The organism is Duffyella sp. Ts4, from assembly GCF_051851875.1.
Taxonomy (GTDB): domain Bacteria; phylum Pseudomonadota; class Gammaproteobacteria; order Enterobacterales; family Enterobacteriaceae; genus Duffyella; species Duffyella gerundensis.
Window position 1 is genome coordinate 46,125 of the sequence record NZ_JBLYPN010000005.1, and the last position, 18,289, is coordinate 64,413.

Below are 18,289 nucleotides of genomic sequence, written 5' to 3' on the forward strand. Positions count from 1 at the left end.
TGCCGCCCCTGCTTATCTCGCCCGACGCATCAACCAGATAAAATAGGGCGCGCCAAAGAAGGTCGCCATTAGCCCTGCCGGAATCTGATTCGGAAAGGCCAGCATTCGGCCACACCAGTCGGCAATAATCATCAGCGATCCGCCCAGTAACGCCGCCATAATCAGCTGCGGTAAGGCGCGACGGAATCCCAGCATGCGTGCGATATGCGGTGCCATCAGCCCGATAAAACTCAGCGGTCCAATGGTCAGGGTGGCGGTGGCGGTCAGCGCCGCAGCCAACAACAGCAAGGCAATGCGCGACAGCGACAACGACAAACCCGCGGAACGCGCGGTCGCCGTACCCAGTGGCAGCAGCGTCAGCCAGCGCGTGGCCAGCGGCGCGAGCGCTATCAGCGCCACACCGACCAGCGCGCCATTCAGCGCTTCACGGGCGGTAATGTTGTAGGTTGAACCCGAAATCCAGGTCAGCAGCTTCGCCATGCGCGGATCGCCACTGGCCATCAGCAGTGTCAGAACGGTCATAAAGGCGCTATTCAGCGCCATGCCCGCGAGCAGCATGCGCTGAGGCGAAAACTCACCGCGACTGGCAACCAAAAGAATAATCGCCAACGTCACCGCCGCACCGATAATGCCAGCGGGCAGCAGCCAGCCAAAAGCGTTGCCGGGTACCAGAAACATCATGATCACCACACCAAACGCGGAGCCTGAACTGATGCCTAACACTTCCGGGCTGGCCATGGCGTTGCCGGTCAGACGCTGAATAATGCAGCCCGCCACCGCCAACATCATACCCACTGACAGCGCCGCCAGCAGACGCGGCGCACGCCACTGCTGTAACTGATGCCAGAGTTCGCCGCTGGCCCACATCCAGCCGTGCGCGTCACGGCCCAGCGACAGCGCGGCCAGCGCCAGCAGCGCCATAACAGCGAGCAGCCCCAACAGCCAGTGCAGCACCGCATGGCGCTCACGCGGTACGTTTTCGCCCTGATGCATATCGGGTGTCTGCGAACCGCTGCGCAGATAAGGCAACAGCCAGAGCAGCAAAGGTGCACCGATGATCGCCGTGACCGTGCCGGTTGAAACTTCCCGCCAATGAGAGGCCAGCCACAACACGCACTGATCGGCCAGCCAGAGCAGCAGCGCACCGATCAGCGGCGCCAGCAGCATGCGGCTGAGCAGACGTCGGGCGCCCAGCAGCCTGGCAAGCAGCGGCGCAAATAGCCCGATAAAACCAATAATTCCCGCGGCATTAACCAACTGAGCGCTGAGCAAAATAGCCAGCAGCAGGCCGCCAAACCGCGTCAGTGCCAGCGTCAGGCCCAGGTTTTTCGCCACGCCATCATCCAGCCCCATCAGCGTTAATGGGCGCAACAACGCCAGCGCCAGCAGGAAAGCGAGCAGCAGCCGCGGCCACAGAAAGGCCACATTGCTCCAGTCCTGCTGATTCAGCGATCCGGTGCTCCACAGAAACATGTTCTGGAGCTGATCGTGTTTAAAGATGGCGAGGATCTGATTGATAGCGCCGCAATAGAGGCTGAGCACCAGGCCTGCCAGAATCAGGGTGATCGGCGACAGCCGTTTACCCCAGGCCACGCCAAACACCAGCAGTCCGACCAGCAGCGCGCCGCCCATGGCCGCAAACTGCTGGGTCAACAATCCACCGGGCAGGCTCCACAGCGTGGTCACCGTGACGCCGAGCTGCGCGCCGGTAGAAATGCCCAGCGTGGTCGGCTCCGCCAGCGGATTGCGCAAAATCTGCTGAAACAGCAGGCCTGCCAGCCCGAGTCCGGCACCGATTAACAGCGCCAGCGCCAGCCGCGGCAGCAGGCTGTAATGAAATACCACCTGATGAATGCGATCGCTATCGGGTTGCCACAGCGCCTGGCCCCACTGCGCCATCGGCAGTCGCGCCTGCAGGTTAATCAGCGTCAGGGCCAGCGCCGCCAGGAAAAGCGCGCAAAGTAGAGCAAAAGCTAACGATTTTTTCATGCGGGCTCCAGCGCGCGATCTAACACGTGGCAGAGCTGCATCGCCGACAGCGTGGCACCGTAATACCAGACCGGCGGCACGCGCTGAAAATGTCCCTGACGCACAAATGGCAGCGATCGCCAGAGTGCGCCCGAGGTGATCTGCTGCATCATCGGCTCATTGCCATGATCAAAACAGATCACTTCAGCGTCACCGATATCCGCCAGCCGCTCCAGGCCGATCACTGCACTGCCCCAGAAATTGGTTTCGCCCTGCCAGGCATTCTGTAAACCAAGCAGCTCCATGGTCTCCAGAAACAGGCTGTTTTTACCAAAAGCGATGGCGTGACGGCTATCCAGCATCGACATCAGCAGCACCGGTCGCGGCTGCGGTCGCGCCGCAAAGCGCTGACGCATCGAGGCGATAAACGAATCAAAGGCCTGCAAATGGTGCGCGGCGCGTTCCGACATCGCCAGCCTGTCAGCCAGCTGCGTCAGTGAATGGCGCGCATTGGTTAAGGGTTTGCCGCTGCCGTCGTTGAAGCTGAAGCCCATGCCCGGCGCAATGCGCGCCAGCCGTTCTGGCGAGGGACCGTAGCCCTGAGAATAGAGAATCAGTGAGGGTTGCAGCTGGGTCAGCAGTTCCATATTGGGTTCGGTACGCAGCCCAACGTCAATGATATCCACTGGCAACGCTGGCGTTTGGACCCACTGGCGATAGCTGGTGGTATCGGCAGCGGCCAGCGGCGTGATACCCAGCGCCAGCAGTAATTCTACCGGCAGCCATTCCAGCGCGACGATACGCCCGGCAGAGGGTGCCTGCGCAAACAGCGCAGGTGACGCCATTAACGGCGTGAGCGCGGCGGCCTGCAGCAGCCGACGACGAAACAGATCGGGCATAAAGGCTCCTGCGCTCACCAGACAAAACTTACCGGCGCGCCGCCGTGCGGATGCGGCAGAATGCCCATGGGAATACCGTAGATTTTCGCCAGCACGTCGGCCTGCATAATGCTTTCCGGCTCGCCTTCGGCAATCATGCTGCCGCCATGCAGCGCAACCATGCGATCGCAGTAGCGCGCGGCCATATTGATGTCGTGCAGCACGGCAATTACCGTCAGTCCGCGTTGCTGGCTGAGACGCTGAATCAGCGCCAGCACTTCAACCTGATGCGCGATATCCAGCGCCGAGGTCGGTTCATCAAGCAGCAAACAACGGCTGTTTTGCGCCACCATCATCGCCAGCCAGGCGCGCTGACGTTCGCCGCCAGAGAGGCTGTCGACCAGACGGCTGGCAAAGGGTTTCAGGCCCACCAGCGCAATCGCCTCATCCACGCGCTGACGATCTTCCATTCCGTAACGACCAAGCGCACCGTGCCAGGGATAGCGACCAATCGCCACCAGCTCGCGCACCGTCATGCCTTCTGCCGCTGGCAGCTGCTGCGGCAGATAGGCGACCTGACGAGCAAAGGCTTTGCCTGACCACTGGCTGACCGGCTGGTCGTTGAGCATCACCTGCCCGGCAGACGGCGCATGATGGCGACCCAGCATCTTCAGCAGGGTCGATTTTCCTGAGCCGTTGTGCCCAATCAACGCGGTGACTTTTCCCGGCGAAAAGGCCATCGATAGCGGCTGTAAAAGCGTGCGGCCAGGCACCGTGAAGCTCACGTTGTCCAGCCGGAAGGTGGTTTCACTGGCGTACTGATGTGACATGGAATTCTTCAGGTTAGCGGGCGCGCCTGCAACGCGCCCGGTTGACGATCAAAAACGGAAGGTTGCCGTGCCGACGATCTGCCGCTCCGCGCCCCAGTAACAGGCATGTTCGCGATAGCAGCTGGCAACATATTCACGATCCAGCAGATTGTTAACATTGATACCGATTGATGAGCCAGGCAGGCCAAAGCGGGTCAGATCGTATTTAATGGCGGCATCCACTAGCGTGTAGCCAGCAACATCAAAGTTTTGATCCTGCTTGTCACCATTGGCGGGTAAGTGACGATATAAGCTCTTACTTTCGCCAATATATCTCACCCCTGCACCCAGCGTTAAGCCGCTAAATGCTGTTTCATTAAACGTATAATCACCCCACAACGATGCGGAATGTTTAGGCACCTGAACAGGCGTTTTGCCGCGAAGGAAATTATCTTCAGTATATTCAGCATCGGTATAGCTATAACCTGCCGTGATATTGATATTTGCGTTCAGCGCTGCTTTTGCTTCAAGTTCAGCACCTCGCGAACGAATTTCTCCACCCTGAACGCTAAACAACGGCGCCGTAGGATCGCCGGTCAAGTTATTGGTTTTAGTCAGCTGATAGATTGCCCCAGTGATTACCACTGGGCGATCTTTCGGAATATATTTTACGCCAGCTTCATATTGTTTAGCCCGCGAAGGATCAAACGTCTCTCCGCCAAAGGTCGTTCCTGAATTGGGGATAAACGATTCGCTATAACTGATATAGGGAGCAATCCCGTTATCGAAGACGTAATTCAGCCCACCGCGCCAGGTGAAATCCTGATGATGATCTTTTTTGTCATCATTGTCCGTACGATTAAACGCTGAATTCATTAAATAGTCATAACGACCGCCGAGGGTTAATACCCAACGATCTAACTCTATTTGATCCTGAGCATACAGGCCTGTTTGCTGCTGCTTATTCAGATATAGATAAGGCGCATAGAGCGTGGTGGGCGTGTCATTGCCGTACTGTGGGTTTACTGCATCTAACGGTGTAGCTGCGCCAAAAATGCCATTAATATCGTTGCGACTGCGCTGGTAATCTACGCCAAGCAATACAGTATGCTCAACGGCACCCGTAGTGAAATTAGCCTGGGCCTGAGTATCTACAGCGAACTGATTAAGTTCTTCCTGGGAATGTGCATAGCCACGGTTTATGGAATTATCAGCAACATTCAGACCATCACCATAAATGCTGCGATAGTCGGTACGCAGATCGGCATAGCGCAGATTCTGGCGGACGCTCCAGGTATCATTAAAGCGATGTTCGAAGCTGTAGCCGACCATTTTGGTGTTACGCGAAATCTTGTTGCTGTTCTCGCCTTCGTCAAAATCGGTTGCCAGCTTGTGCTGACGGCCACTGGCATCGGTGAGCGGCACCACGGTGCCTTCACGCGGCAGCCAGCCGTAATAGCCGGTTTCCGGCTCGTTCTGGAAATAGGTCAGCAGCGTAAACCGGGTGTTTTGATCGGGCTGCCAGGTGAACGATGGCGCAATGGTGTAGCGCTTCTCTTTGTTCATATCCTGCTGAGCATCCTGGCTGGTCGCCAGGCCGGTCAGACGGTAGCTGTAAACACCGGCATCATCCAGCGCACCGCCAAAATCGAAGCCGGTTGAAAACAAATTGTCGTCGCCCATCTGGAACTGCACTTCGCGTAGCGTCTCAGTGGTGGGACATTTGCTGACCAGCGACACCACGCCGCCAGGGTTGCTTTTGCCATACAGCACCGAGGCCGGACCGCGTAGCAGTTCAGCGCGCTCAAGGAAGTAAGGATCGATGGCAAACTCAGAGTAGTTGTCACCCTGCAGTTTCAGCCCATCGAGATACTGATTGGTGTTGGTTTCGCTGAAGCCGCGGATCGACAGCGCATCAATGACGTTCGAACTGCCGCGATTGCCGGTCATCACGCCTGGCGTGTAGTTAAACGCGCCTTTGACGCTGGATACGCCATGCATCTCCATCTCTTCCTGCGTCACGACCGAGATCGACTGCGGCGTTTTTTCCAGCGGCGTGTCGGTTTTGGTGCCGGTCGCGCTGCGCTTCGCCGCGATAGTCGGTGCCGGGCCCCACGCGCTCTCTGCCGCCGCCGCGTTGCCACCGTCGGCGGAAACCACCAGCGTATCAGCGTCAGCCGCCAGCGCCGAGGCGCTCAGACTACCCAGAGAAAGCGCGATCAGCAGAGAAAGCGGCCTTTTGTAAGAAGGAAAGGATGCGTGCGGACTCATAGTTTTTCTCAGCAATAAGAAGGATGAAAGCGAAACGAAACGAGAATTATTATTATAACGGTCGGATAATATGCGAATTGGCGGAAAGTCTGCAACAAAATTCCCCGCCCGGCGCGGCCTGCGAGCGGAAAACAGCCATCGACCGGGTAAAAAGCAGGCAAAAAAAATCCCGGCATGGTGGCCGGGATTTCAGGTTACTGCCGGAGATTATTTGCCAAACATATCTTTGATCCAGCCCGCGACGCCGTTGCTCTCATCCTGCGGCGCGTTTTGCTGCGGTTGTCCCGCTGGCTGCTGCTGTTGCTGCTGAGCCTGCTGCTGCTGGAACAGCTGCTGTTGCTGCTGCATCTGCTGCTGACACAACGCATTAGCATCGATGGTCCAGACCGGAATGGTGCGCCAGCTGCTGCTGCCGGTGCCACACACGAAGTTCCCCGCAGAATCGATGTTCATCTGCGCGATATCTTCCGGTGGCGTTAACACCAGCGGCATCGGCGCCTGATTATCGAGATAGCGACGATAAATCTGCATCGCGCCGCTGGCACCATAAAGTTTGGTGGTTTGGTTGTTATCGCGGCCAATCCAGGTGATCGCCACCTCTTTACCATCCACACCGGCAAACCAGCTGTCGATCTGATCGTTGGTGGTACCGGTTTTGCCCGCCAGATGCGCGCCCGGATAGCGTGCGCCCAGCGCTCGCGCAGTGCCGCGTGCCGCAACATTCTGCATGGTGTACAGCGTCAGATAAGCGGCCTGTGCCGGTTCAACGCGTTCCGCCTGCGGGAAGCTCTGATAAAGCACCGTGCCATCTTCAGCAATCACCGAACGCAGTGCCGACAGTGGCGCACGGTTGCCGCCGCTGGCGATCGACTGAAACGCCTGCGCCACTTCAACCGGCGTCAGGTTCATGGCACCGAGCAGCATCGAAGGCACCGGATTCAGCTGATCTTTCGGCACGCCCAGTTTGGTCCAGGTATCCACTACGCTGGCCAGCCCCAGCGTCATGCCGAGATTTACCGTTGGTACGTTCATGGAGTTGGTCAGCGCATCCACCAGCATCACTTTACCGCTAAAGCGGCGATCGTCGTTCTGCGGTTTCCAGATCTGGCCGTTAGGCTGCTTCAGCGCGATTGGCTCATCGGCAATCCAGCTGTTGAGGCGATAGCTGTCTGGCTGGCTGAGCGCGGTCAGGTAAGTGGCCGGTTTCGCCAGCGAGCCGATGGAACGACGCGCCTGCAGCGCACGGTTATAACCGGCAAACTGCGGGTTCGCTCCGCCCACCATGGCACGCACTTCGCCGGTGAAGCGATCCACCACCACCATTGCGGTTTCCAGATCCTTCAGTCCGCGCTGTTTTTTCAGCGTCGGAATGCCCTCTTCCACCGCCTGCTCGGCGGCATCCTGGGAGACGGAGTCAAGCGTGGTAAAGATTTTCACGCCGGAGAGGTCTTTGACCTTATCGCCCATTTTCGCCTGCAGCTCGTTACGCACCATCTGCATAAACGCTGGCTGTGGCGTGATCACGCCGCCTTTCGGCTGCACGCCGAGTGGACGGGCGCTGAGCATGTCATACAGCTCCTGATCGATCACCTTCTGCTGTTGCAGCAAACGCAGCACGAGATTGCGGCGTTCCAGCGCCAGCTTCGGATTACGCCACGGATTGTAGAGCGATGCGCCTTTCACCATGCCCACCAACAGCGCCTGCTGATCGAGACTCAGCTCATCCACCGGACGACCAAAGTAGTAGAGGCTGGCCAGCGGGAAGCCGCGGATCTGATCGTTGCCCGCCTGACCGAGATAGACCTCGTTCAGGTAAAGCTCAAGGATGCGATCTTTGCTGTAGCGCGCATCCATGATCACCGCCATATAGGCTTCACGCGCTTTACGCCACAGCGAACGCTCGCTGGTCAGGAACAGGTTTTTCGCCAGCTGCTGCGTTAAGGTACTGCCGCCCTGCACCGCACGACCGGCGGTGATGTTGGCAATAAAAGCACGGCCAATCGAGGATAAACTCACGCCATCATGCTGATAGAAGTGGCGGTCTTCCGTTGCCACCAGCGTATCGACCAGCAGATCCGGGAACCCGGCGCGTGGCACGAACAGGCGCTGCTCGCCGTTAGGCGACTGCAACATGGTAATCAGCCGCGGATCGAGACGGAAGAAACCAAAGTCGCGGTTGCTGTCGAGGTTTTTAATCTCACTGAGCTTGCCGTTACTGAAGCTCAAGCGCGCACGAATCTGCCCTTCTTTGCTGTCGGGAAAATCAAACGGTCGACGGATCATCTCAATGCTGTTGGCCTGTACGGTGAATTCACCAGGCCGCGTCATCCGCGTAACTTCGCGATACTGCGTGCCTTCCAGCAGCGCAATCATCTCTTTTTTGTTGTAGGACATGCCCGGCTCAAGGCTAACCATGCGGCCATAAACGGCGGCAGGCAGTTGCCACACCTTGCCATCAATACGGCTGCGGATCTCTGAGTCGAGATAAACCCCATAGGCAGCCATCGCCACCACAAATACCAGGAACAGCTTTATCAGCAGCCCTAACCAGCGCCGTTTTTTCACAGGCGGACGCCCTTTTCCCTTACGCGGCATCGGCGCAACCTCTTCTTCATCATTATCGAAATCATCCTGCACGTTCTCTTCTTCCCGTTCCCTGCGGCGACCTTTTACCGTCGGCTTGCGTGGCGGTGTGGAGGACTTTCCTTTGCGTCCTATCGGTTCGCGATCGTCTCCAGACATCAGTTTTTTTTCTCCAGAGTTAGCCGTCGGCAAGGCCGAGTACTCTATACGCTTTTCTTATTTTTCCCTGACAGAACCCTCTGAAATAGTGGCACTGATGCCGTTTATTTCTCAGGCGGGGAAAACTTCTTAGTACGCCGCGTGGGCAGCGCATTGGCCGGATCATCCGGCCAGAGATGTTTGGGGTAACGCCCTTTCATCTCTTTCTGTACCTGCTGCCAGGCGCCTTGCCAGAAGGCCGCCAGATCGCGGGTAATTTGCAACGGTCGCTGCGCCGGTGAGAGCAGTTCCAGTACCAGCGCTATCCGACCTTCCGCCACGGCTGGATTCTGCGCCTCGCCGAACATCTCCTGCAGGCGCACCGCCAGCGCAGGCGGTTTTTCTTCATCATAACGGATCGGCAGGCGGCTGCCGGTCGGCACAGTGTAGTGAGTTGGCAGCGCACTATCCAGCCGCTGCCGTTGCGACCATGTGAGTAAGTGTAAGAGCGCGTTGGCGAGGTTGACCTGACGCAGACTTTTCAGGTCCCGCACCTCGCCCATCATCGGCAACAGCCAGCGATCCAGCGTCGCCAGTAGCGTGGCATCATCCACGGCGGGCCAGCTGCCCTCCGGCAACCAGACAGCAGCGCAGTGCAGGCGTAAACGCAGCTGCGTTGCCTCAGGCGTCCAGTTCAGCACCGTCAGGCCTTTCTGTTCGATCCAGCGCAGCATGGCCGCCTGCAGTTGCGCTTTTTCCGGCTTCGCCAACGGCTGCGATCTTAGCACCAGCGCGCCGATTTGCTCGCGCTGCCACGCGCGTAGCGTACCTTTTTCTTCATCCCACTCCACTTCGGTGGTTTGCCGCACCAGCTGCGGCGCCGCGGCGAGCAGTTCGGTGATCTCAACCGGCATCGCCAGCAGCATACGTGCGTCCGGCTGCGCGCCGTTTTGCAGCAGCAACGGGGTAAATAGCCATTCATAGCGCGTTAACGCATGGTCAGTTTCCAGCATGGCGCCAATACCGCTTGCCAGCTGATAGCGCCCCTGCTGTCCGCGGCGCTGAGCCAGACGATCGGGAAAGGCGCTGGCCATCAGCGCAGGCAAATGCGCAACGTCCGGGTGGCCCTCAGGCTGCTGTAACCGTTTTTGCAGCTGGCGCGCGCGGCGCTGCCAGTGCGGCTGCGTCTGAAAGAAGGCGTCACGCAGATCCACGCTGCCCTGACGCGGCGGCTCTTCCAGAATCGCCACCAGCCGCGTGGCGCTGGCGACCTGATGACGATCGTTGCCGGCGGCGATCATCAGCGCGGCCAGCCGCGGATCGCTGCCCAGCTGCGCCATGCGCCGCCCTTTAGCGCTGAGCTGCGCCGACTGATCGGTGGCATTCAGCAGCTGCAACAGCCGCTGCGCCGCCTGCAGATGGCCTGCGGGCGGCATATCGAGCCAGCGTAACTGATTTGCCTCGCGGCAGCCCCATTGCAGCAGCTCCAGCCACAGCGCAGCAAGATCGCTGTGCAGAATCTCCGCTTCACTTTGCGCGGGTGCCCGCTCCGCCTGCTCTTTCGCCAGCAGATGCAAACAGATGCCCGCTTCCAGGCGACCGGCGCGGCCTGCACGCTGCGTCATTGACGCCTGGCTGATACGTTGGGTAATCAGTCGGCTCAAGCCGCTGCGTGCATCAAAAAGGCTCACCCGTTCCTGCGCGCTGTCGACCACCAGCCGGATACCCTCAATGGTCAGGCTGGTTTCAGCGATGTTAGTCGCCAGCACCACTTTGCGCCGTCCGGCGGCCGCGGGCATAATGGCACGCTGCTGAGCCGCCAGCGGCAAAGCGCCGTAGAGCGGACAGAGATCGATATCCGCCGCAACGCGTTCTGCCAGCTGATTTTTCACCCGCTCAATTTCGCCCACGCCGGGTAAAAACAGCAGCAGCGAGCCGCCTTCTTCACGCAACAGCTGCGCCACTTCCCGCGCTACCGCTTCATCAAACCGTAGCTGAGTTGGCAACGAGAGATAGCGACGTTCGACCGGAAAGCTGCGTCCTTCAGAGACGATCAGCGGTGCCGCTGGCAGCAGCGTTTGCAGTGCGCTGTTATCCAGCGTGGCGGACATGATCAGCACCGTGAGATCGTCACGCAGACCCGATTGCACATCCAGCAGCAGCGCCAGCGCCAGGTCGGCCTGAATACTGCGCTCATGAAACTCATCCAGAATCACCAGCGCCACGCCATCAAGCATCGGATCCTGCTGCAGCATGCGGGTCAGAATTCCTTCGGTTACCACCTCCAGCCGCGTGCCTGGCCCAACGCGCGTTTCCGCCCGCATGCGATAGCCTACGGTCTCGCCCGGCTGCTCGCCGAGCTGCTCCGCCAGCCGTTGCGCTACGTTGCGCGCCGCCAGCCGCCGTGGCTCCAGCAGCAAAATGCGGCCGGTAAGCGTCGATTGCTGCAAGATCTGTAGAGGAAGCCAGGTTGATTTGCCCGCGCCGGTCGGCGCAACCAGTAAAACCTGAGGGTGCTGCTGAAGCGCATCAAGCACTTGCGGCAGGACGGCACTGACCGGTAAAACACTCAAACGAAAACTCCGCGATCGCGTGGTGATAAGCTGGCGAACATTGTAGCATTCCCGTCTTGTTTACCGGAGACCGCTATGCAGACACGACGTTTATTCTTTGGCCTCGCGCTGCCTGACGCTTTACAGCAACAGATCGTGAGCTGGCGCGCGCAGGCTTTTCCGGCTGACATCGGCTATCCGGTGGCGGCGGCAAACCTGCACCTGACGCTGGCGTTTCTGGGCGATGTTCACACTGAAAAAGCCACGGCGCTCAGTCAGCTTGCCGCGCGCATTCGCCAGCCCGGCTTTTCGCTAACCCTGAACGATGCCGGCCACTGGCCGCGGCCAGGCGTAGTCTGGCTGGGTACGCGCCAGGCACCGCGCGGATTGTTGCAGCTGGCTGCGCTGCTGCGTTCACAGGCGGCGCGTAACGGTAGCCATCAAAGCCCGCAGCCGTTTCATCCCCATATCACACTATTACGTGGGGTGACGCAGCCGCTTTCGCTGCCACCGCGCGATTTTGCGTTCAACTGCGATATCACGCAATTTTCGTTGTTCCAGTCGATGCAGACGCAGGGACGCACCCGCTATCATCTGCTCGACAGCTGGCCGTTGAGTGAATAAAGGAGCCACGTTGGAATTTTCACCGCCGTTACAATCTGCCCGGCTGATTGCGCGTTATAAACGCTTTCTGGCCGATGTGGTAACGCCACAGGGCGACACGCTTACCTTACACTGCGCAAACACCGGCGCGATGACCGGCTGCGCCACCCCGGGCGACACCGTCTGGTATTCCACCTCCGCCAGCACCACGCGAAAGTACCCGCACAGCTGGGAAATAACTGAAACAAAACAGGGCCATTTTATTTGTGTAAACACCCTGCGCGCCAATCAGTTAGTTCGCGAAGCCTTACTGGCGCAGTGCTTGCCGGAGCTGAGCGGCTACAGCGGGCTACGGTCGGAGGTGAAATACGGCGATGAGCGCAGCCGTATTGATTTCCTGTTACAGGCGGAAGCGAGACCTGAGTGCTATATTGAAGTCAAATCCGTAACGCTTTTACAAGAAGGTAGAGGCTGGTTTCCGGATGCGGTAACCGAGCGAGGCCAGAAGCATCTTCGTGAGTTAAGCAAGATTGCCGAGGGCGGCAACCGCGCGGTGTTATTGTTTGCAGTTTTGCATTCGGGGATTGAGGACGTTTCCCCCGCGCGCCACATTGACGCGCGCTACGCAGAGCTGCTGGTACAGGCGCAACAGAGCGGCGTTGAGCTGCTGGCTTATCAGGCGCAATTGTCGTCGACGGGCATGAGACTGAATAAATCTGTGCGGGTGGAATTGTCATAATTAGTGCGAAAAGACGTGTTAAAAACGCACCTTACGTGACGCTCATTACGTGGTTCCTCACAGGCTTGTCAAGTCATGTTCAGGATTAATTGCTAACCTTGACGGCTTCTGTTATTTATAGCGGCCTGTTTTTTCCCCGTTGGGGATCGATTGTGCGTGTTATCCAGGAGAAACAACATGCAAGAAGGGCAAAACCGTAAAACATCGTCCCTGAGTATCCTAGCCATTGCTGGGGTGGAGCCATACCAGGAGAAAGCGGGCGAAGAGTATATGAACGAAGCCCAGCTGACTCACTTCAGGAAGATTCTTGAAGCCTGGCGTAATCAACTGCGGGACGAAGTCGATCGCACAGTTTCACACATGCAGGACGAAGCCGCTAATTTTCCCGATCCGGTCGACCGTGCCGCTCAGGAAGAGGAGTTCAGTCTTGAACTGCGTAACCGCGATCGCGAGCGTAAGCTGATCAAGAAGATCGAGAAAACGCTGAAGAAAGTCGAAGATGATGATTTTGGCTACTGCGATTCCTGCGGTGTTGAAATCGGTATTCGCCGACTAGAAGCGCGTCCTACCGCCGATCTGTGCATTGACTGCAAAACGCTGGCTGAAATCCGCGAAAAACAGATGGCCGGCTAAGGCCGCTCGCGCGCAGTTGGAAACAGGAGTTTCCCGCTGCGCGTCATTATTATGACCTCATCAATCTGCACTGGCCGTTTTGCGCCCTCTCCTTCCGGTGAACTCCATTTTGGCTCTCTGATTGCTGCCTTAGGCAGTTACCTTGATGCGCGCGCGCAGCACGGGCGCTGGCTGGTGCGTATAGAAGATATCGATCCGCCACGTGAAGTACCGGGTGCAGCCAGTGCGATCCTGCAGCAGCTCGATCATTATGGGCTGCACTGGGATGGCGAGGTGCTGTGGCAATCGCAGCGGCATGAGGCCTACCGTGAAGCGTTACGCTGGTTGCAGCAGCATCGGCAAAGTTATTTTTGTCGCTGCTCACGTAGCCGTATTCAGCAGACAGGAGGCTATTACGATGGCCACTGTCGCGATGCCGGTTACGGGTCGGAAAATGCCGCGCTGCGCTTGCGTCAGCATCATCCGGTGTACCAGTTTCACGATCTGCTGCGTGGCGATGTTGTGGCGGATGCCGCGCTGGCGCAGGAAGATTTCATTATCCATCGCCGCGACGGGCTGTTTGCCTATAACCTGGCGGTAGTCGTGGATGACCATTTTCAGGGTGTCACCGAGGTGGTGCGCGGCGCCGATTTGATCGAGCCGACGGTGCGCCAGATTGCGCTGTATGAACAATTCAGCTGGCCTGCACCGGCCTGGCTGCATCTGCCGTTAGCGTTAAACCCCGATGGCAACAAGCTCTCCAAGCAGAATCATGCGCCGCCGTTGCCCACGGGCGATCCGCGTCCCACGCTGGTGAACGCGCTGCGTTTTCTCGGTCAGACGGTCAGCACGGGCTGGCAGGATCTCTCATTATCGCAGTTGCTTGAGCAGGCAATTGCTGTCTGGGATCGCTGCAGCATACCGCGTCAGGATGGCGCGATAAGATAACGGCATTTTCAAATGTTTCGTAGCAGGCTATGATTAGCCGCTATTTTTATTTAGTCACTATCGAGGTGTCCCATTTTTTCCCGAGTTGCTAATTTTTGCCGGAAAGTCTTGAGCCGTGATGAAGAGGCGCCCGCAGAGGTTGAAGAAAAGCGTCTGATGACCGTCATCCCTCGTGAGAGCCACACTATTTCGCGTAAAGACATCAGTGAAAATGCCCTCAAGGTGCTTTATCGCCTGAACAAAGCGGGCTTTGAAGCCTATCTGGTCGGCGGTGGCGTCCGTGATTTGCTGCTGGGTCAAAAGCCGAAAGACTTCGATGTGACCACCAACGCCACGCCTGAAGAGATGCGCAAGCTGTTTCGCAACTGTCGGCTGGTTGGACGTCGTTTCCGTCTGGCGCACGTGATGTTCGGTCCGGAAGTGATCGAGGTTGCCACCTTCCGTGGTCATCATCAGGCAGAAGATGCCGTGGTGACCGAAGTGGAAGATCGTAACACGTCACAGCGTGCACAAAGCGGCATGCTGCTGCGCGATAACATCTTCGGCAATATTGAAGATGATGCCCAGCGCCGCGATCTCACCATCAACAGCCTTTATTACAGCGTGGCGGATTTCACCGTGCGCGATTATGTGGGCGGCCTGAGCGATCTGCAGCAGGGTATCGTGCGCATGATTGGCGATCCGGAACTGCGCTACCGCGAAGATCCGGTGCGAATGCTGCGCGTGGTGCGTTTTGCGGCCAAGCTGAAAATGAGCATTGCGCCTGAAACCGCCGAGCCGATTCCTCGCCTGGCGTCGTTGCTGCGTGATATTCCTTCCGCGCGCCTGTTCGAAGAGTCGCTGAAGCTGTTGCAGGCTGGCTACGGCTACGACACTTACCTGCTGCTGCGTGAATATCAGCTGTTTCAGCCGCTGTTCCCTACTATCACGCGCAATTTCACCGAGCTGGAAGATAGCCCGATGGAACGCATGCTGCTGCAGGTGCTGAAAAATACCGATAACCGCATTCATAATCAGATGCGCGTCAATCCGGCCTTTTTGTTCGCGGCGATGTTCTGGTATCCGCAGCTGGAAACAGCACAGCGCATAGCGCAGGAAAGCGGACTGACCTATTACGACGCATTTGCGCTGGCGATGAACGATACGCTTGATGAAGCGTGCCGTGCACTGGCGATCCCTAAACGCATCACGACCCTGATTCGCGATATCTGGCAGCTTCAGCTGCGCATCTCACGTCGTCAGGGCAAGCGCGCATGGAAGCTGATGGAGCATCCGAAATTCCGTGCCGCTTACGATCTGCTGGCCTTGCGCGCCGAAGTGGAAAACAGCCCGGAACTGCTGCGTCTGACGCACTGGTGGGGTGAATTCCAGGCCGCGGCACCGCCACAGCAGAAAAACATGATGAATACGCTGGATGATGAGCCGACTGCACGTCGTCGCACCCGCCGTCCGCGCAAACGTCCTGCCGGTCCGCGCCGCGATAACAACAGCACCAGCGCATGAAACCGGTCTGGCTCGCCTTAGGGAGCAATCTCGCCGACCCGCTGCAACAGGTGCAAAACGCCCTGGATGCGCTGGCGGCGATACCGCAAACCCGCGTGGTGGCCGTTTCCTCTTTTTATCGCACGCCGCCGTATGGCCCGCAGGATCAGCCCGACTATCTGAACGCGGTAGTGGAACTGGCCACCGCGTTGCAGCCCGACGCGCTGCTGGATCATACTCAGCGCGTTGAGCAGGAGCAGGGGCGCGTGCGCAAGGATCATCGCTGGGGACCGCGCACGCTGGATCTCGATATTCTGCTATTTGATCGGCAGACTCTCGCCAGCGATCGGCTGACGGTGCCGCATTACGATATGCACAATCGTGCCTTTATGCTGGTGCCGTTGCTGGAAATTGCGCCCGCGATTACGCTGCCGAATGGCACCCCGGTTGCCAGCCTGCTGGCACCGCTCGATCGCACGCAAATCCGCCCCTGGTAAGCGTTGCCAATTCTCTTTTCCTCCCATTCCGCTTATTGCAGCAATCCATTACACTTCGGCCATCGTCACATTGTTCTGGATCGTTATGAAAACAACCACCCTTTCCCATCTGCGCCAGTGGAAACAGGCCGGACGCAAGTTCGCTTCTATCACCGCCTATGATTTTAGCTTCGCTAAGCTTTTCGCCGACGAAGGGCTGAACGTGCTGCTGGTAGGTGATTCACTTGGTATGACCGTGCAGGGCCACGAATCGACGTTGCCGGTCACGGTGGCAGATATCGCCTATCACACCGCAGCGGTTCGCCGTGGCGCACCGGCTGCCCTGGTGCTCGCCGATCTGCCCTTTATGAGTTACGCCACGCCGGCACAGACCTTCGACAGCGCCGCCGTTCTTATGCGCGCGGGCGCCAATCTGGTCAAGCTGGAAGGCGGCGCCTGGCTGGCCGAAACCGTGCAGCAATTGACCGAGCGCGCCGTGCCGGTCTGCGGGCACCTCGGGCTGACGCCGCAGTCGGTGAACGTGTTTGGTGGTTATAAAGTTCAGGGTCGCGATGAGGAAGCGGCCGAGCGTCTGTTGGCAGATGCGCTGGCGCTGGAAGCGGCGGGCGCGCAGCTGATGGTGCTGGAGTGCGTGCCGGTCAGCCTGGCGAAACGCGTGACCGAGGCGCTGCACATTCCGGTGATCGGTATTGGTGCCGGGAACGTCACCGATGGGCAGATTCTGGTGATGCATGACGCGTTCGGCATCACCGGCGGCCACATCCCCAAATTTGCCAAAAACTTTCTGGCCACCACCGGCGATATCCGCGCCGCCGTGCGTCAGTACATCGCAGAAGTGGAAGATGGCAGTTATCCTGCCGCTGAACAGAGTTTCCAGTAAAGGAGCAAGAGCGTGCTGATTATTGAGACCGTGCCAATGCTGCGCCGCGAGATCCGTCGCTGGCGTCAGGAAGGTAAACGTATCGCCTTTGTGCCCACCATGGGTAATTTGCATGACGGGCACATGACGCTGGTCGACGAAGCGCGTGCGCGCGCCGATATCGTCATCGCCAGCATTTTTGTCAATCCGATGCAGTTCGACCGCGCCGATGATTTAGCGCGCTATCCGCGCACGCTGCAGGAAGATTGTGAAAAGCTCAATCGGCGTAGCGTGGATCTGGTGTTCTCCCCTTCGCCGGCAGATATCTATCCGCACGGCGTGGCAACGCACACCTTTGTCGACGTGCCGGTGCTGTCTGAGCTGCTGGAGGGCGCCAGCCGCCCCGGCCATTTTCGCGGCATGGCAACGGTGGTCAGCAAGCTGTTTAATCTGGTGCAGCCCGATCTTGCCTGCTTCGGCGAAAAAGATTTTCAGCAGCTGGCGATCGTACGCAAGATGGTGGCGGATATGGGTTACGACATCGATATCGTTGGCGTGCCGACGGTGCGGGCAAAAGATGGCCTGGCACTGAGTTCACGCAACGGCTATCTGACTGCCGAAGAACGAAAAATCGCGCCCGCGCTGCATCAGGTGATGCAAAGCCTTGCCGAACAGCTCGCTAACGGCGAGCGCCATATTGATGAGATGATCGCGGCGGCAGAAGAGACATTGCAGCAGCGCGGCTTGCGCGCCGATGGCCTGGCAATCTGCGACGCCGAGACGCTACAGCCGCTGACGGTTGACAGCAAACGTGCGGTAATTTTAATGGCGGCATGGCTGGGCAGCGCGCGCCTGATCGATAATCAACAGGTTGATTTAACCCAGTAGACAACCCGCGCCGCAGGGTGAATACTGTGCGGCGTTCACGGCTAACAAGGTTACTCAGATATGGTACGTAGTATGTTGCAAGGCAAGCTGCACCGGGTAAAAGTCACTCAGGCAGATTTGCATTATGAAGGCTCCTGCGCCATCGACCAGGATTTCCTTGATGCCTCCGGCATCCTGCAGTACGAAGCGATCGACATTTATAACGTGACCAACGGCCAGCGTTTTTCTACCTACGCGATCGCCGCCGAACGTGGCTCGAAAATCATCTCGGTAAACGGTGCCGCTGCGCGCTGCGCCTGCGCTGGCGATATTTTGATTATCTGTTCTTATGTGCAGATGAGCGACGCCGAAGCGCGCGAATGGCAGCCGAAGGTGGCTTATTTCGAAGGTGATAACGAGATGAAGCGGCTGGCAAAAGCGGTGCCGGTTCAGGTTGCCTGAGTGACAGGGGCGGTGATCTCT

The 18,289-nt window shown here is 58.3% G+C and carries 15 protein-coding genes; 9 read left to right on the top strand and 6 right to left on the bottom strand.

The annotated features are described in order from the left end of the window. Nucleotides 1-12: 12 nt before the first annotated feature. From fhuB to hrpB, 6 genes are all read right to left on the bottom strand, one after another. Nucleotides 13-1,989 carry a Fe(3+)-hydroxamate ABC transporter permease FhuB gene (fhuB, locus tag ACJY2L_RS10080; RefSeq protein WP_439213560.1) on the bottom strand — a complete coding sequence of 659 codons (1,977 nt, stop codon included), beginning with the start codon at nucleotides 1,987-1,989 and terminating at the stop codon, nucleotides 13-15. Continuing rightward, nucleotides 1,986-2,867, bottom strand: a complete 882-nt coding sequence (fhuD, locus tag ACJY2L_RS10085; protein ID WP_439213561.1) for a Fe(3+)-hydroxamate ABC transporter substrate-binding protein FhuD — start codon at nucleotides 2,865-2,867, stop codon at nucleotides 1,986-1,988. Before fhuD ends, fhuB begins: the two co-directional genes overlap by 4 nt. 14 nt (nucleotides 2,868-2,881) lie before the next feature. Then, a complete protein-coding gene (fhuC, locus tag ACJY2L_RS10090; RefSeq protein ID WP_439213563.1) occupies nucleotides 2,882-3,676 on the bottom strand; it encodes a Fe3+-hydroxamate ABC transporter ATP-binding protein FhuC in 795 nt (264 codons plus the stop codon). Between the two features lie 48 nt (nucleotides 3,677-3,724). After that, a complete protein-coding gene (gene fhuA, locus ACJY2L_RS10095; RefSeq protein ID WP_439213564.1) occupies nucleotides 3,725-5,926 on the bottom strand; it encodes a ferrichrome porin FhuA in 2,202 nt (733 codons plus the stop codon). A gap of 207 nt (nucleotides 5,927-6,133) precedes the next feature. Continuing rightward, on the bottom strand, nucleotides 6,134-8,668 hold the full coding sequence (gene mrcB / locus ACJY2L_RS10100; RefSeq protein WP_439213566.1) for a bifunctional glycosyl transferase/transpeptidase: 2,535 nt from the start codon (nucleotides 8,666-8,668) through the stop codon (nucleotides 6,134-6,136). Nucleotides 8,669-8,772: 104 nt separating this feature from the next. Further along, a complete protein-coding gene (gene hrpB / locus ACJY2L_RS10105; RefSeq protein WP_439213567.1) occupies nucleotides 8,773-11,220 on the bottom strand; it encodes an ATP-dependent helicase HrpB in 2,448 nt (815 codons plus the stop codon). A 75-nt stretch (nucleotides 11,221-11,295) separates the two neighbouring features. On the opposite strand from hrpB, the gene thpR reads away from it, so the two are divergent. From thpR to panD, 9 genes are all read left to right on the top strand, one after another. After that, entirely contained in the window at nucleotides 11,296-11,823 is a 528-nt protein-coding gene (gene thpR / locus ACJY2L_RS10110; protein ID WP_439213569.1) for an RNA 2',3'-cyclic phosphodiesterase, read from the top strand. A gap of 10 nt (nucleotides 11,824-11,833) precedes the next feature. After that, entirely contained in the window at nucleotides 11,834-12,541 is a 708-nt protein-coding gene (sfsA, locus tag ACJY2L_RS10115; protein WP_187485886.1) for a DNA/RNA nuclease SfsA, read from the top strand. 177 nt (nucleotides 12,542-12,718) lie between these two features. After that, nucleotides 12,719-13,174: an RNA polymerase-binding protein DksA gene (gene dksA, locus ACJY2L_RS10120; RefSeq protein WP_067428057.1), complete on the top strand. Its 456-nt coding sequence runs from the start codon at nucleotides 12,719-12,721 to the stop codon at nucleotides 13,172-13,174. A gap of 51 nt (nucleotides 13,175-13,225) precedes the next feature. Next, nucleotides 13,226-14,101, top strand: a complete 876-nt coding sequence (gluQRS, locus tag ACJY2L_RS10125; protein ID WP_439213570.1) for a tRNA glutamyl-Q(34) synthetase GluQRS — start codon at nucleotides 13,226-13,228, stop codon at nucleotides 14,099-14,101. A 72-nt stretch (nucleotides 14,102-14,173) separates the two neighbouring features. Continuing rightward, a complete protein-coding gene (gene pcnB / locus ACJY2L_RS10130) occupies nucleotides 14,174-15,604 on the top strand; it encodes a polynucleotide adenylyltransferase PcnB (RefSeq protein ID WP_264272585.1) in 1,431 nt (476 codons plus the stop codon). Further along, a complete protein-coding gene (folK, locus tag ACJY2L_RS10135) occupies nucleotides 15,601-16,080 on the top strand; it encodes a 2-amino-4-hydroxy-6-hydroxymethyldihydropteridine diphosphokinase (RefSeq protein ID WP_067428053.1) in 480 nt (159 codons plus the stop codon). Before pcnB ends, folK begins: the two co-directional genes overlap by 4 nt. Nucleotides 16,081-16,165: 85 nt before the next feature. After that, nucleotides 16,166-16,960: a 3-methyl-2-oxobutanoate hydroxymethyltransferase gene (panB, locus tag ACJY2L_RS10140; RefSeq protein ID WP_067428052.1), complete on the top strand. Its 795-nt coding sequence runs from the start codon at nucleotides 16,166-16,168 to the stop codon at nucleotides 16,958-16,960. Nucleotides 16,961-16,972: 12 nt separating this feature from the next. Next, complete coding sequence (gene panC / locus ACJY2L_RS10145; RefSeq protein ID WP_439213571.1) at nucleotides 16,973-17,827, top strand: pantoate--beta-alanine ligase; 855 nt, start codon at nucleotides 16,973-16,975, stop codon at nucleotides 17,825-17,827. Between the two features lie 60 nt (nucleotides 17,828-17,887). Continuing rightward, a complete protein-coding gene (gene panD, locus ACJY2L_RS10150) occupies nucleotides 17,888-18,268 on the top strand; it encodes an aspartate 1-decarboxylase (protein ID WP_067428048.1) in 381 nt (126 codons plus the stop codon). The last annotated feature ends 21 nt before the right edge of the window (nucleotides 18,269-18,289 follow it).